The following is a 17,377-nucleotide window of genomic DNA, read 5'->3' on the forward strand; positions in this document are numbered from 1 at the left end:
GAGCGTCCGCGTGCCGATCGAAGGGAAGGTCATGGCCCTGTATCAGGGGAGTGTCCGAAGAAAGCTGCTTTTGCTCGGCGCAACCATGCTGCTCCTGATCGCCTCGACACTGTATGCGATCAGTCGGGGCGCGGTAGAGGTGCCGCTGTACGATCTGCTTAAGATCTTATTCGGTCAGAGCTCGGATGAGATGCTTACCTACATTGTCTATGAAGTGCGGCTTCCACGGATCGTCATGGCGATCGTGACGGGAATCTCGCTCTCGTGCGCCGGAGTGATCATGCAGGCCTTGCTGCGCAACCCGCTGGCAGATCCGTTTACTTTGGGGGTATCCAGCGGTGCGGCTTTTGGCGCGGCCTTGGCGATTGTAGCCGGGGCAAGCGTGTTTGGGATCAATCTGGTCCAGTCGGGGCATTGGATGATTGCGCTCAATGCCTTTGTCTTTGGCTGTCTGGCTGTCCTTGTCGTATACGGCATTGCGAGACTAAAAAACAGTTCTACCACCGTGCTTTTGCTGGCAGGAGTGGCGATTGGCCAATTATTCTCGGCGGGAGTCTCCGGCTTGAAGTACTTTTCCGACAACGAAGCATTAAAGGATCTGGTCGTGTGGCTCATGGGCGGCTTCTGGGGAGCGAAATGGCAGGTCCTGCAGATTTTGATCCCGCTGCTGGTCGTATCATTGGCAATTTTGATCAAGTACGCCTGGGATCTGAACGCGCTCAGCGCCGGCGAAGAAGTGGCGCGGACGTTAGGGGTAAAAGTAAAACGCATCCGCTGGGTCTGCCTGCTCATCGTCACGATGATGGCCTCCACGACGATTGCATTTACCGGGATTATCGGCTTTATCGGGCTGGTTGCGCCGCACATCAGTCGGATCATCATCGGCACGGACACCCGTTTTCTGCTGCCCTGCTCCTGTCTTGTCGGAGCTTTGCTGCTGCTGCTGTCTGATACCGCAGCCCGCATGCTGCTGTCTCCGGTCGAAATACCCGTGGGAATCATTACCGCGCTGTTTGGCGCTCCGTTTTTCGTCTATCTGCTCGTGAAAAAGCGCCGGGATTACTGGGCATGAGGGGGGATGATCACGTGTATATGCAGGTTACGGGCTTATCCGTGCAATTCGGGGACAAGACCATTTTACAGGATATCGTGATGAGCATGTCACGCGGTGAAGTCGTCAGCATCATCGGTCCGAACGGCGCGGGGAAAACGACGCTGCTCAAGAGCCTTGCTTCGATCCTCCCTCCGGCCAGAGGAAAGGTGTGGCTCGACGGGCGGGATGTCCGCTCGTTTGCGGCGAATGAGCTGGCGAAAAAACAGGGCTATGTCCCGCAGCACTCGTCCTTCGGCTTTCCTCTGACCGTAATGGAGACCATTCTTTTGGGACGAAAACCGTATATCAAATGGGGCATCACGGCAAAAGACATGCGAGTCGTAACCGACATCATGGACAAGCTGCAGCTTACGGCCATGAGCGAACGATACCTGGATGAATTGAGCGGCGGTGAAAGGCAGAAGGTGCTCATTGCGCGCGCGCTGGCACAGGAGCCGGAGGTGCTGCTGTTGGACGAACCGACTTCCGCGCTGGACATCCGGCATCAGCTGGAGGTGCTGGAGCTGGTTCGGGAGCTGGCTGTTCAGCAGCAGGTGTTGATCGTCCTCATTCTGCACGACCTGGAGCTGGCTGCCAGATATTCGGATCACATCTATCTATTGAAGGACGGAGAGATTTTTGCTTCCGGCAGACCAGAGGAAGTATGTACACCTTCCCATCTCGAGCAGGTATACGGTGTACAGGTCGAGATCGAATCAGGCAGCTACGGGTTGAAAATGACCGCCGTTCGTCCTGTCAGCAGATAAAGAAAGGGGAGAAACCATATGTACCATGGAGTAAGGTTGTCGCTGGATTCCAAATCGCGCTGGCTCGAAGGAATGAAGAATTGGGAAGGCATACTTCCGCCACGCATGACGGACGACGCGCTGGAAGAGAAGTTCTGGAACCAATTTTTGCAGGATAAATCGAACCGTCCCGAACCTGATGCTTATGTGGCTGACATCTGCGGGGAGCTGGTTGCTTTGATTCAACCCGAAGATGAAGTGCTGGAAATAGGGCCGGGGTGGGGGAATTATACGTTTTCCGCAGCCAGCAAAGCATCCGCTCTCACTTGTGTGGACAGTTCCGCCAGCGTACTGGATTACCTGGCGAAGGAAGCCCAGACAAAAGGCATTGCCAACATGAGCTTTGTCCATGCCAAATGGGAGGGATATGAATCTCCCAAGAACTATGATGTGGTGTTTGGGGTGAATTGCTATTACCGGATGAAGGAGATCGACCAGGCATTGCTCCATATGAACAATACAGCGCGTCGTCTGGCCGTAGTCGGCTTAACCAGCGGACCGGAAAAGCCGCATTACTGGGAGATTTACGAAAAGCTCGGATACCGCATTCGCTTTGCCAGAAGAGATTATATTCATCTAACCAACTTGCTGTACGAGCTGGGGATTGACGTAAATTGCAAGATTCTCGATCTTCAAAAGACGTATCTGTACGACTCTGAGGAGGAATTTGTAAAAGATAATCTTCGGGCGATTATGGAGACCCAGTACGACAGGGAGAAAGCAGAAGCGATTTTGCGCAAGTACCTGGTGTGGATCGACGGCAAGCCTGCATATATACATCGATTTAAGGCCGCTTTGTTGTATTGGAAGCCGGAGAGAAAAATTTTTCCTTCATAATCTTGCTCATCCATTCAAAAATGGGTACAGACAACAGCCATCGAGGGTATACTTTCCGTGGAATGGGAAACGAAATGAAATCCGCAATGGAGGTGTACGCTTGATGAAAAAGAAACCCGTGTCCACGATATACTGGACGCTGCTGTCAGTGGAGGACTGGAGCCTCTATATCGCTGCGACTTCAAAAGGACTCTGCTATGTCGGCTCTCCCAATCAGCCCGTAGACGAGTTGGTTGCCTGGGTGCAACAGCACTTTCCGTCTGGTGAGCTTGTACAGGATGATAAGACCATGCATCCGTATGCGACAGAACTTCGTGAGTATTTCCAAGGGTTGCGAAACAGCTTTACCATCCAGTTGGATTGGCACGGCACTCCGTTCCAGCGAGAGGTGTGGAATGCGCTGTGCGAGATTCCGTACGGGGAGACCCGGTCTTACACAGAGATTGCCGAACGAATGGGCAAAAAGGCGGCGGTACGAGCGGTGGGGGCGGCGATTGGCGCGAATCCTGTCTTGATCGCTGTGCCTTGTCATCGGGTAATTGGCAAAAATGGCTCTCTCACCGGCTACCGTGGCGGCCTGGAGATGAAAAAGAAGCTGCTGCAGGGGGAGAAGGAGTTTTCCCGGGAGGAAAGGAGCCGGCAACATGCCTGATCGACTGGCGACAAAAATGGCTGCTTGGGATTGGGACACGCTGCAACAAACACTGGATGAACAGGGATTTGCCAAAATTCCCTCCCTATTGGACCAGGAGCAATGCGACGATTTGATCCGGGGTTATGAGGAGCCTGCCCTTTTTCGCGCTACCATCGATATGGCAAGGTATCGCTTCGGCGTGGGCGAGTATCGCTACTATCAGTCTCCACTGCCCGACATTCTGCAAAACCTTCGCAAGAGCCTGTATCCGGAGCTGGCAAAAACAGCCAATCGCTGGCGTGAGCAGCTTGGGCAGGAAGCGGTCTACCCGTCCGCATTGTCCGCCTTTTTGGAGCATTGCCGCCAGCAGGGGCAGACACGTTCTACCCCATTGATCTTGAGATACGAAGCTGGCGGCTACAACTGTTTGCATCAGGATCTGTACGGCGACGTCTATTTTCCCTTCCAGGTCGTGTTTGCCCTCAATCAAAAGGGAGACGATTATACCGGAGGCGAGTTTCTTCTCGTCGAGCAGCGCCCCCGAATGCAAAGTAGGGGCCATGTGATTACTCTGGAGAGAGGGGAAGGGCTTGTCTTTCCCACAAATCACCGGCCTGTGCAGGGAACGCGCGGCTTCTACAAGGCCACGCTTCGTCACGGCGTCAGCACGGTCACATCCGGGCTTCGCTACACGTTGGGGATCATTTTTCATGATGCCAAGTGAAATCAGCTGTAATATTTATGAAGGCAGTCCGTCAAAACTGATAGAGAGTCGTAGTGGAAGGCTCATCCCAACCAACTGAGGGAGTGATCAACAATGAAGATTCGATTTGCGGGAGCATGGGCAGCCATTCTTACTCTCGTTTTGAGTTTGCTGGTGGGAGGGTGCCAGACGTCCACGGAGGAAAGCCAAGGCCGCGACGTACAGACGACGCAACCAGCTACAGCCCCGAGTACCGAACCCCCGCAACAAACGGATAATCAAACGCCTTCATCAGAAGAGACACAGCCTGACCAAAAGAAAGTTACAGCGGTTCGACTCGCCGACTTTTCCACAGGCTGGGTCGGTGGAGAGGGTTGGATTGCCAGAACAGAGGATGCCGGGAAGAACTGGCAGGTGCAGCAACGGGTAGATGGCACCGTCAGCCAATTGTTTGCGCTCAACTCACAGGAAGCATGGGCGGCCGTCTCCGCAGATGAGACCACAGCCGGGGAACGTCTGCTGCTTCATACAACCAACGGCGGGAAAAATTGGTCTTCTGCCGGGAAAGTGCCGGGCAATGGTTTTTTCCACTTCGTATCCCCAGAGGAGGCGTTTAGCGGCAATTGGCGGACGACGGACGGCGGAAAGACGTGGAGCAAGCTGCCGATTCCGGAGCATGTCATAGGAGAGGCGTATTTCCACGATAAGCAAAATGGGTGGGCAGTCACCCAGGAACAGAAGACCGCTCAGGTGAAGCGAACCGTCGACGGAGGCAAGACTTGGAAAACAGTGATGTCCCGTGAAGTGGTAGAACCGCCTGTGAATGCCATCATCCGTTCAGCGGGGCGAGAAGATGCCTGGGTTGAATGGATTGGCGGTACGGGGATGACACAAACCTCATACTCGCTGTTTCATACGGCAAATGGCGGCGGGGATTGGCAGGTCGTAATCGCGAAGTCCTCTGCAGGAGGAGGTCCCGCTCCCGGTTTCCCGGCAGATTATCGCGAGGGACCGTCGCTTGGCGGATCGAGTCCGGGTCCTTTTTACGTCGTAGATACGAAGGTTGCCTTCCTGGGGGAACAATGCATGGCCTGCGATGTGCCCAATACGATCGGCTGGACGAAGGACGGCGGGAAGACGTTGGGGAAATCGGACCAGAAGTTCAGCGGCTTCGGCCCGATGCTCTTGGCTTTTGCTGACGCCCAAAAAGGCTGGCTGATTACAACAGATGCGAGCGAGCCTTCTGTAATGTACACGACTTCGGACGGCGGCAAGCAATGGACAAAGGTACATGAGTTTCACTAATGGATAGGAAGTAAAAAAGCGCCCGTAATGGAGAGAAAGCGCCATCTCCATCGCGGGCGCTTTTTCATTTTCTGGTGCTTTCGGTGATTGACAATCTTCAACACTCATGCTTTATAATACGTATATTCAAAAAATCAAATATTCAATAATACTAAAGAAGAAGGGATGCTTTGTGAAGACAGCATGGGGGAGATTCTCGGGGTATTCGTTCCAATCGCTGCGAGAGGACTTGCTGGCAGGCCTGATCGTAGGGATTGTGGCGATTCCGCTTTCCATGGCTTTTGCGATAGCGTCAGGAGTCAAACCGGAGTACGGCATTTATTCTTCTATTATTGCTGGTATTTTCATCTCTCTTTTTGGCGGGTCCCGCTTTCAGATCGGCGGGCCTACGGGTGCATTCATCCCGATCCTGCTCGGCATCGTCATGGTCTACGGATACGAAAACCTGTTGATTGCCGGATTCATGGCGGGTATCATCCTGGTGTTGATGGGCGTTTTTCGCCTGGGTTCCCTGATCAAATTTATCCCTCGCCCCGTCACAGTCGGCTTTACCTCCGGGATCGCTGTGATCATCGCTTCGGGGCAGATCGGCAATTTTCTCGGCCTTTCCGGCATGGAGAGACACGAGGATTTTATCTCCAGCATGGCAGAGGTCATCTCCCATCTGAACACGTTGAATGTCTACAGCGTCGGTACTGCTTTGCTCTCTCTTGTACTGATATTGGCTACTCCCAGGCTTCTGCCACGCATTCCAGGACCATTAGCCGGGCTGATCGTGGCCAGCGTAGTGGCCAATCTTTTTTACCCCGGGCAGGTGGCGACGATTGGCTCCACTTTCGGAGAGATTGCCAGCGGCTTTCCCGCTCTTCGTTGGCCGTCGATTTCATGGGAAAGCATGGTGAATATGCTGCAGCCCGCGCTGGTCATTGCGCTGCTTGGCGGTATCGAATCATTGCTTTCGGCGGTTGTGGCGGACCGGATGACGGGAAGCAAGCACGACAGCAATCGTGAGCTAATCGGGCAAGGAATCGCCAATATCGCGGCTCCACTGGTCGGAGGCATACCGGTGACAGGGGCGATTGCACGGACTGCTACAAATATTCGCAACGGTGCCGCATCGCCAGTAGCAGGCATTGTCCACGCCCTGGTCGTTTTGGCCGTCCTGCTCTTGTTTGCTCCGTACGCTTCCCGTATTCCCATCGCCAGCATGGCTCCGGTGTTGATGGTAGTCGCTTGGAACATGAGTGAACGAAAAGAGTTTCTTTCGCTGCTCAGGACCAGGACAAGTGACTCCGTCATTCTGCTGGCAACCTTTTTGTTGACCGTATTTGTCAATCTGACTGTAGCGGTGGAAGCAGGGCTGGCGTTGGCGATCCTTCAGTTTATTTGGAAGATGAGCAATTCTGTAAAGGTGACCAAGGTGCTTCCGGATCATGAAGACAGAAGCAACAAAGTGAGAGCGCATGTCGTGTCAGAGCTTCATGATTGTCCGCAATTTCGGATTTGTACGGTAGAAGGCCCGCTGTTTTTTGGTGCAGCGAAAATATTTGGCAGCTTGGTCCTAGACACGCTCCCGCACACCCAAAGGATCCTCCTGCTGCGGATGGGCAAAGTACCTTATCTGGATACGACGGCAGATCAAAATCTGGCTGATATTGTGGAGCAAGTCCATAGAAGCGGCGGGATAGTGCTCGTCTCGGGCATTCAGGCGCAACCGCGCGAAATGCTGCAAAAAACAGGATTATACAGGATGATTGGCGAACAACATTTCTTTGAACATACAGGCAAAGCGATTGATTTTGCCCTGACCAAACTTGAAAATAAGAAGTGTATTGGATGTAAACATTTCGCATTTCAGGAATGTACGCTTCTGTCCAATCCGATCAAACCGCTTCTTACCAACTCAAAAGGAGGAGACGGATGAATTTAGAACTGCAACAGTTTAAGGCTGACTTTTTCAAGGCCCTGGCTCACCCCTTGCGCATACGGATACTAGAGTTGCTGGCAGAAGGCGACAAAAATGTAAATGAGCTGCAGTCGCTGATCGGCACGGAGGGCTCCGCCGTCTCGCAGCAATTGAGCATTCTTCGGGCAAAAAATATCGTGTACGGAACCAAAGACGGCAACAAGGTGCTCTATGCGCTGCGCGAGCCGTTGATTGTAGATCTGCTGCAGATCGCCCGGCAGATTTTTAACAACCATTTGATTGATGCGATTTCCATGCTGGATAAATTCAATGACGAGAACGGCAATGACAGCGAATCTTCGGGGAAGTAATCCTGAATGAGTGTAGACCTGCCCTCTCGTTCCAGTGAGAAGACCGCCTGGCCTTGAAGGCTCAAGGGCGGTTTTTTTCTTTTGGGAAAGTTTCGACAGTTTCATTTCTTATTCAACAAAACGTTAACTACAATACAATAAGCATTTTGCATGGCGTTTATAATGCAACTAAGAGCGGAACACACGCAAACGAAGAAAAGCGAGAAGGCGGGTGACAAGCACAAGGTAAATATTCGTAATCTTTTAAAAACAGCAACGATAAGCATGACAGCAAAAAGGAGGCTTTCTTATGGGTATTCGCACAGGCGCTCAGTATATCGAAGCGGTAAAATCCCGCCAGCCGGAAGTATGGATGTCGGGACGCAAAATCACCAATGTTTTCGAGGAGCCAGTATTCAAACGTCCGATTCTCGAAATGGCCAATCTGTATGACATGCAGCATGATCCCAAATACCAGGATCAAATCACGCACATCTGTGAGGAGACAGGGGAGCGCGTCAACAACGCTTTCCTCGTACCAAGAAACTACGAAGATCTGCAAAAGCGCAGAGCGGTGTTCGAGGTTTTCGCAAGAGCGACATTCGGTCTGATGGGCAGAACGCCGGACTTCCTGAACGTCGTGGTTACATCGATGTACAGCAACGCGGACTTCCTCGACAAGTACAACCCTGACTGGGCGGTAAACATCAAAAATTACTATCGCTATATCCGCGATAACGACCTGTTCCTGACGCACGCCATCATCAATCCGCAGAACGACCGCAGCAAGAGCTCCCATGAACAGAACGACATGTTCACTCACCTGGGTGCCGTCAAGGAAACGCCGGAAGGGTTGGTCGTACGCGGCGCGAAAATGCTGGCTACGCTGGCTCCGATCACAGATGAAGTGATCATCTATTCGTTCCCTGGCTTCAAGCCTGGAGATGAGCGCTATGCTCTCGCCTTCGCGCTTCCGATCGATACGCCGGGACTGCGCATGCTGTGCCGCGAACCGATGCAGGACGGCACACGTCCGCTGTTCGACCACCCGCTGGCTTCCCGCTTTGAAGAGATGGATGCCGTCTTGGTCTTCGATAATGTACTCGTTCCTTGGGATCGCGTATTCCTGTACAACAACGTAGAAGCAGCCAACCTGCTCTATCCGAAGACAGGCATCGCGCAGCAGCCTGCTCACCAATCCGGTGTGCGCGGACTGATCAAGCTCCAGTTCGCCGCAGAAGTGGCTTGCCGGGTAGCCGATTCCATCGGTGTAGATGTCTTCCTGAACGTTCAGGACCAGCTCGGGGAGCTGATCCAGTCCGTCGAAACCATTCGCGCTCTTCTGCGAGTGGCAGAGCACGAGTTCGAGACCTTGCCGTCTGGCGAAGTGATGCCAGGGGGAGTATCGCTGGAGACGATCCGCGGCTTGATGCCGACCGTGTATCCACGAGCGATCGAAGTCATTCAGATCATCGGCGCGGGCGGCCTGCTGATGTCGCCGACTGGTGCGGACTTCGCAGCCCCAGAGATTGCGGGGGATATGGAAAGGTACTACCTGGGCCGTGAAGGCATTTCCGCCGAACAGCGCGTGAAAATTTTCAAGCTGGCTTGGGATCTGTGCGGAGAGGCATTCGGACAGCGCCTGCTCCAGTACGAGCGCTACTACACAGGCGATCCGATCCGCAAGAGAGCGATATTCTACAACCAATTCAAACGCAACAACACGTTCAGCCTGGTCGACGAGGCGCTCAACCTGCCTGATTTTGTAAAAGACAAAACGACGGTTTAATACTTTCTGTAAAAAAGAACGGAAGCGGTTTCAATCGATGCGACCGTTCCGCCGGGGAGGGCAGACTATTGCCTCTCCCGGCGAGATGATTGCTGGAGGGAGACACGATGGAGACGCATACAGAGGGAACGCTGACATTATCCGGCTCCGTCATCGCCATTGGCGCGTTTGATGGTGTGCATAAAGGCCATCAGGAAGTCATACGTCAAACCGTCAGGCGAAGCCGGATGCTGGGGGTGCCCAGTCTGGTCTATACCTTCGATCCCCCTCCGCGCCATTATTTCTCGGGTGCGCAGATTCTGACGCCCATAGAGGAAAAAGTATCGCGCATCGCCATGCTTGGCGTCGATCATGTGGTGGTCGCCCGTTTTGACGAGAGCTATACCAAGCGCAGCGCGTCCTCCTTTGTGACGGAGTTGGCGCGGCTTCATCCACTGTGCATCCACGTTGGCAACGATTTTCAATTCGGTCAAAACAGAGAGGGAAATGTCGAGCTTTTGGCCCGTCATTTTCCCGTCCAGATCATAGAGCCTGTCCACTGTCCCGATGGCAAGACGATCTCATCTACACGCATCCGTCACTTGCTTTCCCAGGGGGAGACGCAGAAGACATTATCTCTTTTGGGGTGGCAGTGAACATTTTTCACGGAAGAGGGATTCTCATGCCGATCATAGAGATTCGCATTTTAGAAGGAAGATCTGATGAAGACAAGGAGCGGCTCATCCAGAACGTGACCCATGCGGTCGAACAGTCGCTGGGCGCTCCGCTGCAGAGCATCCGTGTGTTGATTCATGAACTGCCCCACAAGCATTGGGCTGTAGGCGGCAAGACCAAGGATAAACAATAAGGAGTGATTGGATATGGCAAGCAAATTCATGCCGATTAACCTGTGGAAATTTATCGAGGAAAACAAGGATCAGCTCAAACCGCCTGTCAACAACAAAGTGATCTGGAAGGATGCCGAACTGATGGTGATGGTGCTCGGCGGACCGAACAAACGCCGTGACTTCCACGTAGACCCGTCTGAGGAGGTCTTTTACCAGTTGAAAGGCGATTGCTACGTCGAAGTGATCAACGACGAAGGCAAGCGTGAAGTCGTCACTGTCAAGGAAGGGGAAATGTTCCTCTTGCCAGCCAATGTGCCGCATTCTCCTCACCGCGTGGCAGACACGATCGGCCTTGTAATCGAGCGCGACCGTGCAGAAGGGGAACTGGAAGACTTCGTATGGTTCTGCGACAAGTGCGACCATGAGATGCACCGCGTGACCGTACAGTTGACCAACATCGAGGTACAGGTTAAAGAAGCGATCGCCGGATTCAATGGAAGTGAAGAGCTGCGCACTTGCAAAAATTGCGGATATGTAATGCCGGAAGAAGCGAGTGAGTGGAAATGCGAGTAGACTTTCATACGCATATCATTCCGGAGGATTTCCCCAACTTTGTGGAAAAGTTTTCGGGGGAGCGTTGGCCCGTCATGCAGCGCACATGCACATGTGGAGCCAACATCATGGTCGGCGGAAAAGTCTTTCGTGAAATCACCGACCAGTGTTGGGACCCAGCCAGACGCATCTCCGATATGGAGCGGGAACATGTAGACGTACAGGTGCTGTCGCCGATTCCCGTAACCTTTTCCTACTGGGCGCCGCCTGAGCAAGCTGCATTGATGGCGCAAATCCAGAACGATTTCATCGCGCAGACGGTCAAGGAAAATCCGAAGAAGTTCATCGGTCTTGGAACGGTGCCGCTGCAGGATACGGAATTTGCCATCCGCGAAATGGAACGCTGCATGAACGAGCTGGACATGAAGGGGATTGAGATCGGCACCAACGTCAACGGCAAGAACCTGGATGATCCTTCTCTGATCGAGTTTTTCGCTGCGGCAGAAAAAATGAACGTGCCGCTCTTCGTCCACCCATGGGAGACATTGGGCAAGGACCGGATTACCCGCCACAACCTGATGTACACCGTTGGGATGCCTAGCGAAACAGCGTTGGCAGCCGCCAGCCTGATTCTGGGCGGTGTGATGGAGAAATATCCGAATCTGAAAATCTGCTTCGCGCATGGCGGCGGATCATTCCCGTACATTTTGCCGCGTCTCGACAAAGGGTGGAAGGTTTGGCCGCACTTGCGTCTGATCGACAAGCCGCCGAGCCATTACGCCAAAAGCTTTTACTTCGACTCCTTGGTCAACGATCCGAAAATCGTGCAGTTCCTGGTCGATTCCTTCGGCCATGAAAAAATCCTGATGGGTTCGGACTATCCGTTCCTGTTGCGCGAGATTCCTCCAGGCAATGACGTGGAGAATACCGTTTCGCTGACGGATGAGCAGAAGAAAGCCATCATGGGAGAAAACGCTCTTCGCTTCTTAAATATGAAATAAAAGGTGAATCGACATATGGCTAATCAAGCAATGACTCCAGAGGAAAAACTGGCGGAGCTGGGCTATACACTGCCCCAGCCCCGACAAGCAGTAGGCACCTATGTGGGTTGCGTGCGCGTCGGCAACCTTTTGTTTACGGCAGGACAAGGAACGGATGAATACCGCGGCAGCTTGGGCAAGGATGTCACGATTGAAGTCGGCTATGATGCCGCTCGCCAATGCATGCTCAACCTGCTCGCTGTCGTCAAGCAGGAGGTAGGCGAGCTGAGCAAGGTAAAGCGCATCGTCAAGCTGCTCGGCTTCGTCAACAGCGAACCGGATTTTACCGATCAGCCCAAAGTGATGAACGGCGCTTCCGACTTGCTGGTAGCTGTCTTCGGGGAAAAGGGCAGACACGGCCGCTCCGCAGTCGGCATGGCGCAATTGCCGCTGAACAATGCGGTGGAAGTGGAAATGATCGTGGAGATTGAGGACTAATCGGAAGGGGGATTCACGTGAACAAGGTCGCACAGGACTACACCAAATCAGTAAAGGATGCCAAACTTTTCATAAACGGAGAATACATCGATGCCATCTCAGGGGAAACCTTTGATACGATCGATCCCGCTACGAACCAAAAGCTGGCGAACGTAGCCAACGCTGGTGTGGAGGATGTCGAGAAGGCGATCAATATCGCTCAGCGCACATTCGAGAGCGGCGTCTGGAGTGAAATGTCCGTAGATGATCGCTGCAAGATCTTATGCAAAATGTCCGATTTGGTCATGGAGCGGGTAGAAGAGCTGGCCGTCGTGGAAACCCTGGACGTCGGCAAGCCGATCAAGGAAAGCCGGGGCTTTGACATCCCCCGTGCGGCATCCAATCTGCGCTTTTTTGCCGAAATGGCGAAATACGTGCACCATGAGCACTACGAGCAAGCCAAGCATATGTCCTATACCAAATACGCACCTGCAGGCGTGACCAGCCTGATCATCCCGTGGAATCTTCCCTTCATGCAAATGACGTGGAAAGCCTCTGCGGCTCTGGCAGCAGGAAACTCCGTGATCGTCAAGCCGGCGTCCTATACGCCGTTGTCCGCGGTCATGCTGGGCGAAATCGCCAATGAAGCAGGACTTCCTCCGGGAGTTCTGAATATTATCACAGGACCGGGCGGAAGCGTGGGTACAGCAATGACTACGCATCCGTATGTACGCCGGGTGTCCTTCGTAGGCGAGACCACGACAGGCAAAACCGTCATGAAAAATGCATCCGAGAACCTGATCCCGGTATCCCTGGAGCTGGGCGGCAAGTCTGCCAACATCGTATTTGAGGACGCGGACCTGGATGAAGCGGTAAAAGGCTCGATCGAAGCCATTTTCCGCAATCAGGGCGAGATTTGCCTGGCTGGTTCCCGTCTGCTCGTACAGGAGAGCGTATACGATCTGTTCCTGGAGAAGTTCACGGCTGCCGTGAAGAAGATCAAAGTTGGCAATCCGCTGGATGAAGAGACAGACATGGGGGCGCTCGTCTCCAAGAGCCATCTCGAAACCGTCGACAACTACGTGCAAATCGGCTTGTCCGAGGGAGCGAAGCTGGCGATCGGCGGCAAACGGATTCCGGAGCTCGGCGCAGGGAACTTCTACGAGCCGACCGTGCTGTACGATGTAGACAACAAAATGAGAGTGGCACAGGAAGAGATCTTCGGCCCTGTCCTGGTCGTCATTCCATTCAAAACAGAAGAAGATGCGATTCGCATCGCCAACGATTCGATTTACGGCTTGGCAGGGGTGGTCTGGACCAACAACCTGCAGCGCGCCCACCGCGTGGCTGCGAAGATCAACTCCGGTCTCTTGTGGATCAATTGCTGGTATTACCGCGACTTGCGCACTCCGTTTGGCGGCTCCAAAGCCAGCGGTGTAGGACGCGAAGGCGGACGACACAGCTTTGAGTTTTATACAGAAGCGAAAACCATAACTTTAAAGTTATAAGTTGTTGACGCGATAAAGAGTGGCTGATGAGTCACTCTTTATGGCATCTAGATACAGGGAAGGAGCAAATGGAATGAAACAAGTCATTGATGTGATTGCCACAGAATTGCTGGAAGCAGAACGCACCCGGCTCCCGATCGCTCCCATCACGGAACGCTACGCGGAACTCGATGTTACCGACGCTTATGAAATTCAATTGGAGGTCACGCGCAGAAAGCTGGCGGAAGGTCGTACGGTCATCGGCAAAAAGGTCGGCCTGACCAGTGTCGCGATGCAAAAAATGCTGGGCGTCGACGAACCGGACTACGGGCATCTGCTCGATGATATGCGGGTGGAAGACGGCGATACGGTCGATACCAGCGAAATGCTGCGTCCACGAGTGGAAGCGGAGATTGGTTTTGTGTTGAACCAGGATCTGGTCGGACCCAATGTAACGTATCTGGATGTTCTGATGGCTACGAAGTATCTGGTACCGACCATCGAGATCATTGACAGCCGAATCGCTGACTGGAAGATCAAGCTGATCGATACTGTCGCGGACAACGGTTCTTCCGCCAAGGTCGTAGTCGGCAAGAAGATCAGCGCCATCGACGGCATCGACATCGGCAGCGTTGGCATGTCCTTTTATAAAAATGACGAGTTGATCGCCACAGGCGCCGGAGCAGCGGCGCTGGGACATCCCGCGCATGCGGTGGCGTGGCTGGCGAATAAACTGCATGAGTTCGGCATTCAATTGAAAGCAGGAGAGCTGATTCTGCCTGGCGCATTGTCGGCAGCGGTCAATGTGGAGCCAGGCGACAACATCGTCGCGCAGTTTGGTTCTCTGGGCTCCGTCTCCGTCAAGTTTAAATAGAGGAGGAAGGACTATGGGTAAAGTAAAAGCCGCCATCATCGGCTCGGGGAATATTGGCACAGACCTGATGTATAAATTGGAGCGCAGCGAGGTCATCGAACTGACCGCAATGATCGGGATCGATCCTGAATCAGATGGCTTGAAGCGTGCGGAGGAGCGGGGCTACAAGGTCTTTTCCAACGGCATCCAGGCTATCGAGGAAAATCCGGACATCGCGGAGATTTTCTTTGATGCCACTTCCGCCAAAGCACATGTGCGTCATGCAAAAGTATTGAAGGAACTGGGCAAGCTGGCGATTGACCTGACACCTGCCGCGCGCGGACCGTTTTTCTGTCCGGCGATCAACCCAGGCTCCAATCTGAGTGAAAAGAACGTGAACATGATCACATGCGGTGGACAGGCGACCATTCCGATTGTCTATGCCGTCAATCGTGTAGCAGATGTCTCCTATGCGGAAATCGTGGCGACCATCTCCAGCAAAAGTGCGGGTCCGGGAACTCGGGCGAACATCGATGAATTCACGATTACGACGAAACGCGGCATCGAAGAGGTAGGCGGGGCGGATCAGGGCAAGGCGATCATTATCCTGAATCCGGCAGAACCTCCGATCCTGATGCGTGACACGATCTACTGCGAAGTGAAGAACATGGATGAAGAGAAGATTCGCCAATCGATTGCGGACATGGTTGAGACTGTAAAGCAATACGTACCTGGCTACCGGATGAAGCAGGAACCGATTTTTGATGAAAATCGCGTCACCGTTTTCCTGGAGGTAGAGGGAGCGGGCGATTACTTCCCCAATTATGCCGGGAATCTGGATATTATGACGGCGGCAGCGACGCGCGTGGCGGAGGATTACGCTCGTCACATGCTGAGCCAGCCCAGCAAGTAATCCGTAGAGAGGGAGAGTGGAACACGTATGAAACGCAAAAGCGACAAGCCTATCAAAATTACGGAAGTGTGTCTGCGCGACGGAAGCCACGTGGTTGCGCATCAATATACGGAAGAACAAGTTCGCAATGTGACCCGCGCGCTCGATGATGCCGGCATGCACTACATCGAGGTAAGCCATGGGGATGGACTTGGTGGTTCAACCTTGCAATACGGACGCTCGCTCGTGGACGAGATGAAGCTGATCGAGGCAGCGGCTCAGGAGTGCAAGCGCTCCAAGCTGGCTGTTCTGGTTCTGCCAGGCATCGGGACTGCTGCCGAATTGAAGCAGGCACGCGGTTTGGGCGCAAGTCTGGTGCGCGTGGCGACGCATGTCACGGAAGCGGACGTTTCGGCGCAGCACATCAGCATTGCGCGCGAGCTGGGCATGGAGACAGTAGGCTTTTTGATGATGGCGCATATGGCTCCTGTGGAGAAGCTGGTGGAGCAAGCCAAGCTGATGGAGAGCTACGGAGCAGAAGCGGTCTACGTGACGGATTCGGCTGGAGCGCTCCTGCCGCATGAGGTTCGCGAGCGCATCAGTGCCCTGCGCGAATCGCTGGATATCGAGATCGGTTTCCATGCCCACAACAACCTGTCTGTAGCGGTTGCCAACACGCTGGTGGCGATTGAGGAAGGCGCGACAAGGATCGACGGAAGCGTGCGCTGCCTGGGTGCCGGTGCAGGGAATACCCAGACAGAAGTATTGCTGGCAGTCCTTGACCGGATGGGCGTCAATCTGGGAATCGACATCTACAAAATGATGGATGCCGCAGAGAATGTCGTTGGACCTTTGCTGCCGCGTCCGCAGGATATTAATCGGGGAAGTCTGGTTCTCGGCTATGCAGGCGTCTATTCCAGCTTCCTGCTTCACGCAGAGCGTGCTGGCAAACGCTACAACGTAGACCCGCGCGATATATTGATCGAGCTGGGCAAGCGCAAAGTCGTCGGCGGACAGGAAGACATGATTCTGGACGTTGCGGCTGAAATGAGCAAAGCACAAAGGTTAGGGGTGTAAGAGAGATGGCATACACGCAAGCGAAGGATCTGGAAATCGTCGAGTATTTGCTGTCCGCGGAAAAGGAATGTCGGGAAGTCGTCAAGGTGACGGACCAATACCCCGATCTGACTATCGAACAAGCCTATGCGATCCAGGAGAAGCTGATTGCCCGCAAAGAGCAAGAGGGAGCTAAGCGGATCGGTATCAAGCTCGGCCTGACAAGCAAAGCCAAGCAGCAGATGATGGGTGTGCACGAAGCCATTTACGGCTACCTGACGCATGACATGCTGGCGTTGGAGTGGGAAGGAATCGAGGTTTCCAAGCTGATTCACCCAAAAGCAGAGCCTGAGATCGCCTTTTTTATGGGCGAAGATCTGCAGGGGACCAATGTGACCGCACTGGATGTCTTGCAAGCAACCCAATATGTGGCACCAGCCATTGAGATCATCGACAGCCGCTACCTGAACTTCAAGTTCACGCTGGTCGATGTCGTCGCGGACAACTGCTCCTCGTCCAGATTCGTCATCGGCAACAAATGGCTCTCCCCAGCTGGCCTGGATCTCGGGAACCTCGGGATGACCATGTACAAAAACGGTTCGGTCAGCCAGGTAGGTTCCAGCTCTGCGGTCCTGGGGCATCCGGCGACGTCTATCGCGTGGGCGGTCAACAAGCTGGGCGCAGAAGGCAAAGGGCTGAAAAAAGGCGATGTCGTGCTGAGCGGCGCGATTTCTGAAGCCATCGCATTCGAGGCCGGCGATACCATCCAGGTGCAATTTGCCGAACTGGGAAGCGTCTCCTTCACCGGCAAGTAGACAGAAGGCGAGGAG

At 53.7% G+C, this 17,377-nt stretch carries 19 protein-coding genes; all 19 read left to right on the forward strand.

Going from position 1 to position 17,377, the window contains the following annotated elements; genetic code table 11:
• Window positions 1-10 precede the first annotated feature (10 nt).
• The 19 genes from T458_RS55560 (at window position 11) to T458_RS55650 (ending at window position 17,362) form a co-directional block, all read left to right on the forward strand.
• Complete coding sequence (locus tag T458_RS55560; RefSeq protein ID WP_023555539.1) at window positions 11-1,072, forward strand: FecCD family ABC transporter permease; 1,062 nt, start codon at window positions 11-13, stop codon at window positions 1,070-1,072.
• Between the two features lie 20 nt (window positions 1,073-1,092).
• On the forward strand, window positions 1,093-1,860 hold the full coding sequence (locus T458_RS55565) for a heme ABC transporter ATP-binding protein (RefSeq protein WP_144083934.1): 768 nt from the start codon (window positions 1,093-1,095) through the stop codon (window positions 1,858-1,860).
• Window positions 1,861-1,878: 18 nt separating this feature from the next.
• Window positions 1,879-2,736 (forward strand): class I SAM-dependent methyltransferase, encoded by an 858-nt coding sequence (locus tag T458_RS55570; protein ID WP_023555541.1) that lies wholly within the window; start codon window positions 1,879-1,881, stop codon window positions 2,734-2,736.
• Between the two features lie 103 nt (window positions 2,737-2,839).
• A complete protein-coding gene (locus T458_RS55575) occupies window positions 2,840-3,388 on the forward strand; it encodes a methylated-DNA--[protein]-cysteine S-methyltransferase (RefSeq protein WP_023555542.1) in 549 nt (182 codons plus the stop codon).
• The gene (locus T458_RS55580) at window positions 3,381-4,094 is read left to right on the forward strand and encodes a 2OG-Fe(II) oxygenase (protein WP_023555543.1); all 714 of its coding nucleotides are present in this window, start codon (window positions 3,381-3,383) and stop codon (window positions 4,092-4,094) included. The genes T458_RS55575 and T458_RS55580 overlap by 8 nt, the downstream gene beginning before the upstream one ends.
• 93 nt (window positions 4,095-4,187) lie before the next feature.
• Window positions 4,188-5,378, forward strand: coding sequence for a hypothetical protein (locus T458_RS55585; RefSeq protein ID WP_023555544.1), 1,191 nt, complete (start codon window positions 4,188-4,190; stop codon window positions 5,376-5,378).
• Window positions 5,379-5,550: 172 nt separating this feature from the next.
• On the forward strand, window positions 5,551-7,302 hold the full coding sequence (locus T458_RS55590) for a SulP family inorganic anion transporter (RefSeq protein WP_023555545.1): 1,752 nt from the start codon (window positions 5,551-5,553) through the stop codon (window positions 7,300-7,302).
• Window positions 7,299-7,655, forward strand: coding sequence for an ArsR/SmtB family transcription factor (locus T458_RS55595; RefSeq protein WP_023555546.1), 357 nt, complete (start codon window positions 7,299-7,301; stop codon window positions 7,653-7,655). Before T458_RS55590 ends, T458_RS55595 begins: the two co-directional genes overlap by 4 nt.
• Window positions 7,656-7,944: 289 nt before the next feature.
• Complete coding sequence (locus T458_RS55600; RefSeq protein ID WP_023555547.1) at window positions 7,945-9,423, forward strand: 4-hydroxyphenylacetate 3-hydroxylase family protein; 1,479 nt, start codon at window positions 7,945-7,947, stop codon at window positions 9,421-9,423.
• 107 nt (window positions 9,424-9,530) lie between these two features.
• Window positions 9,531-10,058 carry an FAD synthetase family protein gene (locus T458_RS55605; protein WP_023555548.1) on the forward strand — a complete coding sequence of 176 codons (528 nt, stop codon included), beginning with the start codon at window positions 9,531-9,533 and terminating at the stop codon, window positions 10,056-10,058.
• A 26-nt stretch (window positions 10,059-10,084) separates the two neighbouring features.
• Window positions 10,085-10,270 (forward strand): 2-hydroxymuconate tautomerase, encoded by a 186-nt coding sequence (locus T458_RS55610; protein ID WP_031306363.1) that lies wholly within the window; start codon window positions 10,085-10,087, stop codon window positions 10,268-10,270.
• 13 nt (window positions 10,271-10,283) lie between these two features.
• Window positions 10,284-10,823 (forward strand): 3-hydroxyanthranilate 3,4-dioxygenase, encoded by a 540-nt coding sequence (locus T458_RS55615; protein ID WP_023555550.1) that lies wholly within the window; start codon window positions 10,284-10,286, stop codon window positions 10,821-10,823.
• Window positions 10,814-11,803, forward strand: coding sequence for an amidohydrolase family protein (locus tag T458_RS55620; protein WP_035316465.1), 990 nt, complete (start codon window positions 10,814-10,816; stop codon window positions 11,801-11,803). Before T458_RS55615 ends, T458_RS55620 begins: the two co-directional genes overlap by 10 nt.
• A 15-nt stretch (window positions 11,804-11,818) precedes the next feature.
• The gene (locus tag T458_RS55625; protein ID WP_023555552.1) at window positions 11,819-12,280 is read left to right on the forward strand and encodes a RidA family protein; all 462 of its coding nucleotides are present in this window, start codon (window positions 11,819-11,821) and stop codon (window positions 12,278-12,280) included.
• A gap of 17 nt (window positions 12,281-12,297) precedes the next feature.
• The gene (locus T458_RS55630; protein ID WP_023555553.1) at window positions 12,298-13,767 is read left to right on the forward strand and encodes an aldehyde dehydrogenase; all 1,470 of its coding nucleotides are present in this window, start codon (window positions 12,298-12,300) and stop codon (window positions 13,765-13,767) included.
• 73 nt (window positions 13,768-13,840) lie between these two features.
• Window positions 13,841-14,620, forward strand: a complete 780-nt coding sequence (locus T458_RS55635; RefSeq protein ID WP_023555554.1) for a 2-keto-4-pentenoate hydratase — start codon at window positions 13,841-13,843, stop codon at window positions 14,618-14,620.
• Between the two features lie 13 nt (window positions 14,621-14,633).
• A complete protein-coding gene (locus tag T458_RS55640) occupies window positions 14,634-15,512 on the forward strand; it encodes an acetaldehyde dehydrogenase (acetylating) (RefSeq protein WP_023555555.1) in 879 nt (292 codons plus the stop codon).
• A 27-nt stretch (window positions 15,513-15,539) separates the two neighbouring features.
• Entirely contained in the window at window positions 15,540-16,568 is a 1,029-nt protein-coding gene (gene dmpG / locus T458_RS55645) for a 4-hydroxy-2-oxovalerate aldolase (protein ID WP_023555556.1), read from the forward strand.
• A 5-nt stretch (window positions 16,569-16,573) separates the two neighbouring features.
• Window positions 16,574-17,362, forward strand: a complete 789-nt coding sequence (locus T458_RS55650) for a 2-keto-4-pentenoate hydratase (RefSeq protein ID WP_023555557.1) — start codon at window positions 16,574-16,576, stop codon at window positions 17,360-17,362.
• Window positions 17,363-17,377 lie beyond the last annotated feature (15 nt).

Origin of the sequence: Brevibacillus panacihumi W25, assembly GCF_000503775.1 — a bacterium.
Classification (GTDB): domain Bacteria; phylum Bacillota; class Bacilli; order Brevibacillales; family Brevibacillaceae; genus Brevibacillus; species Brevibacillus panacihumi_A.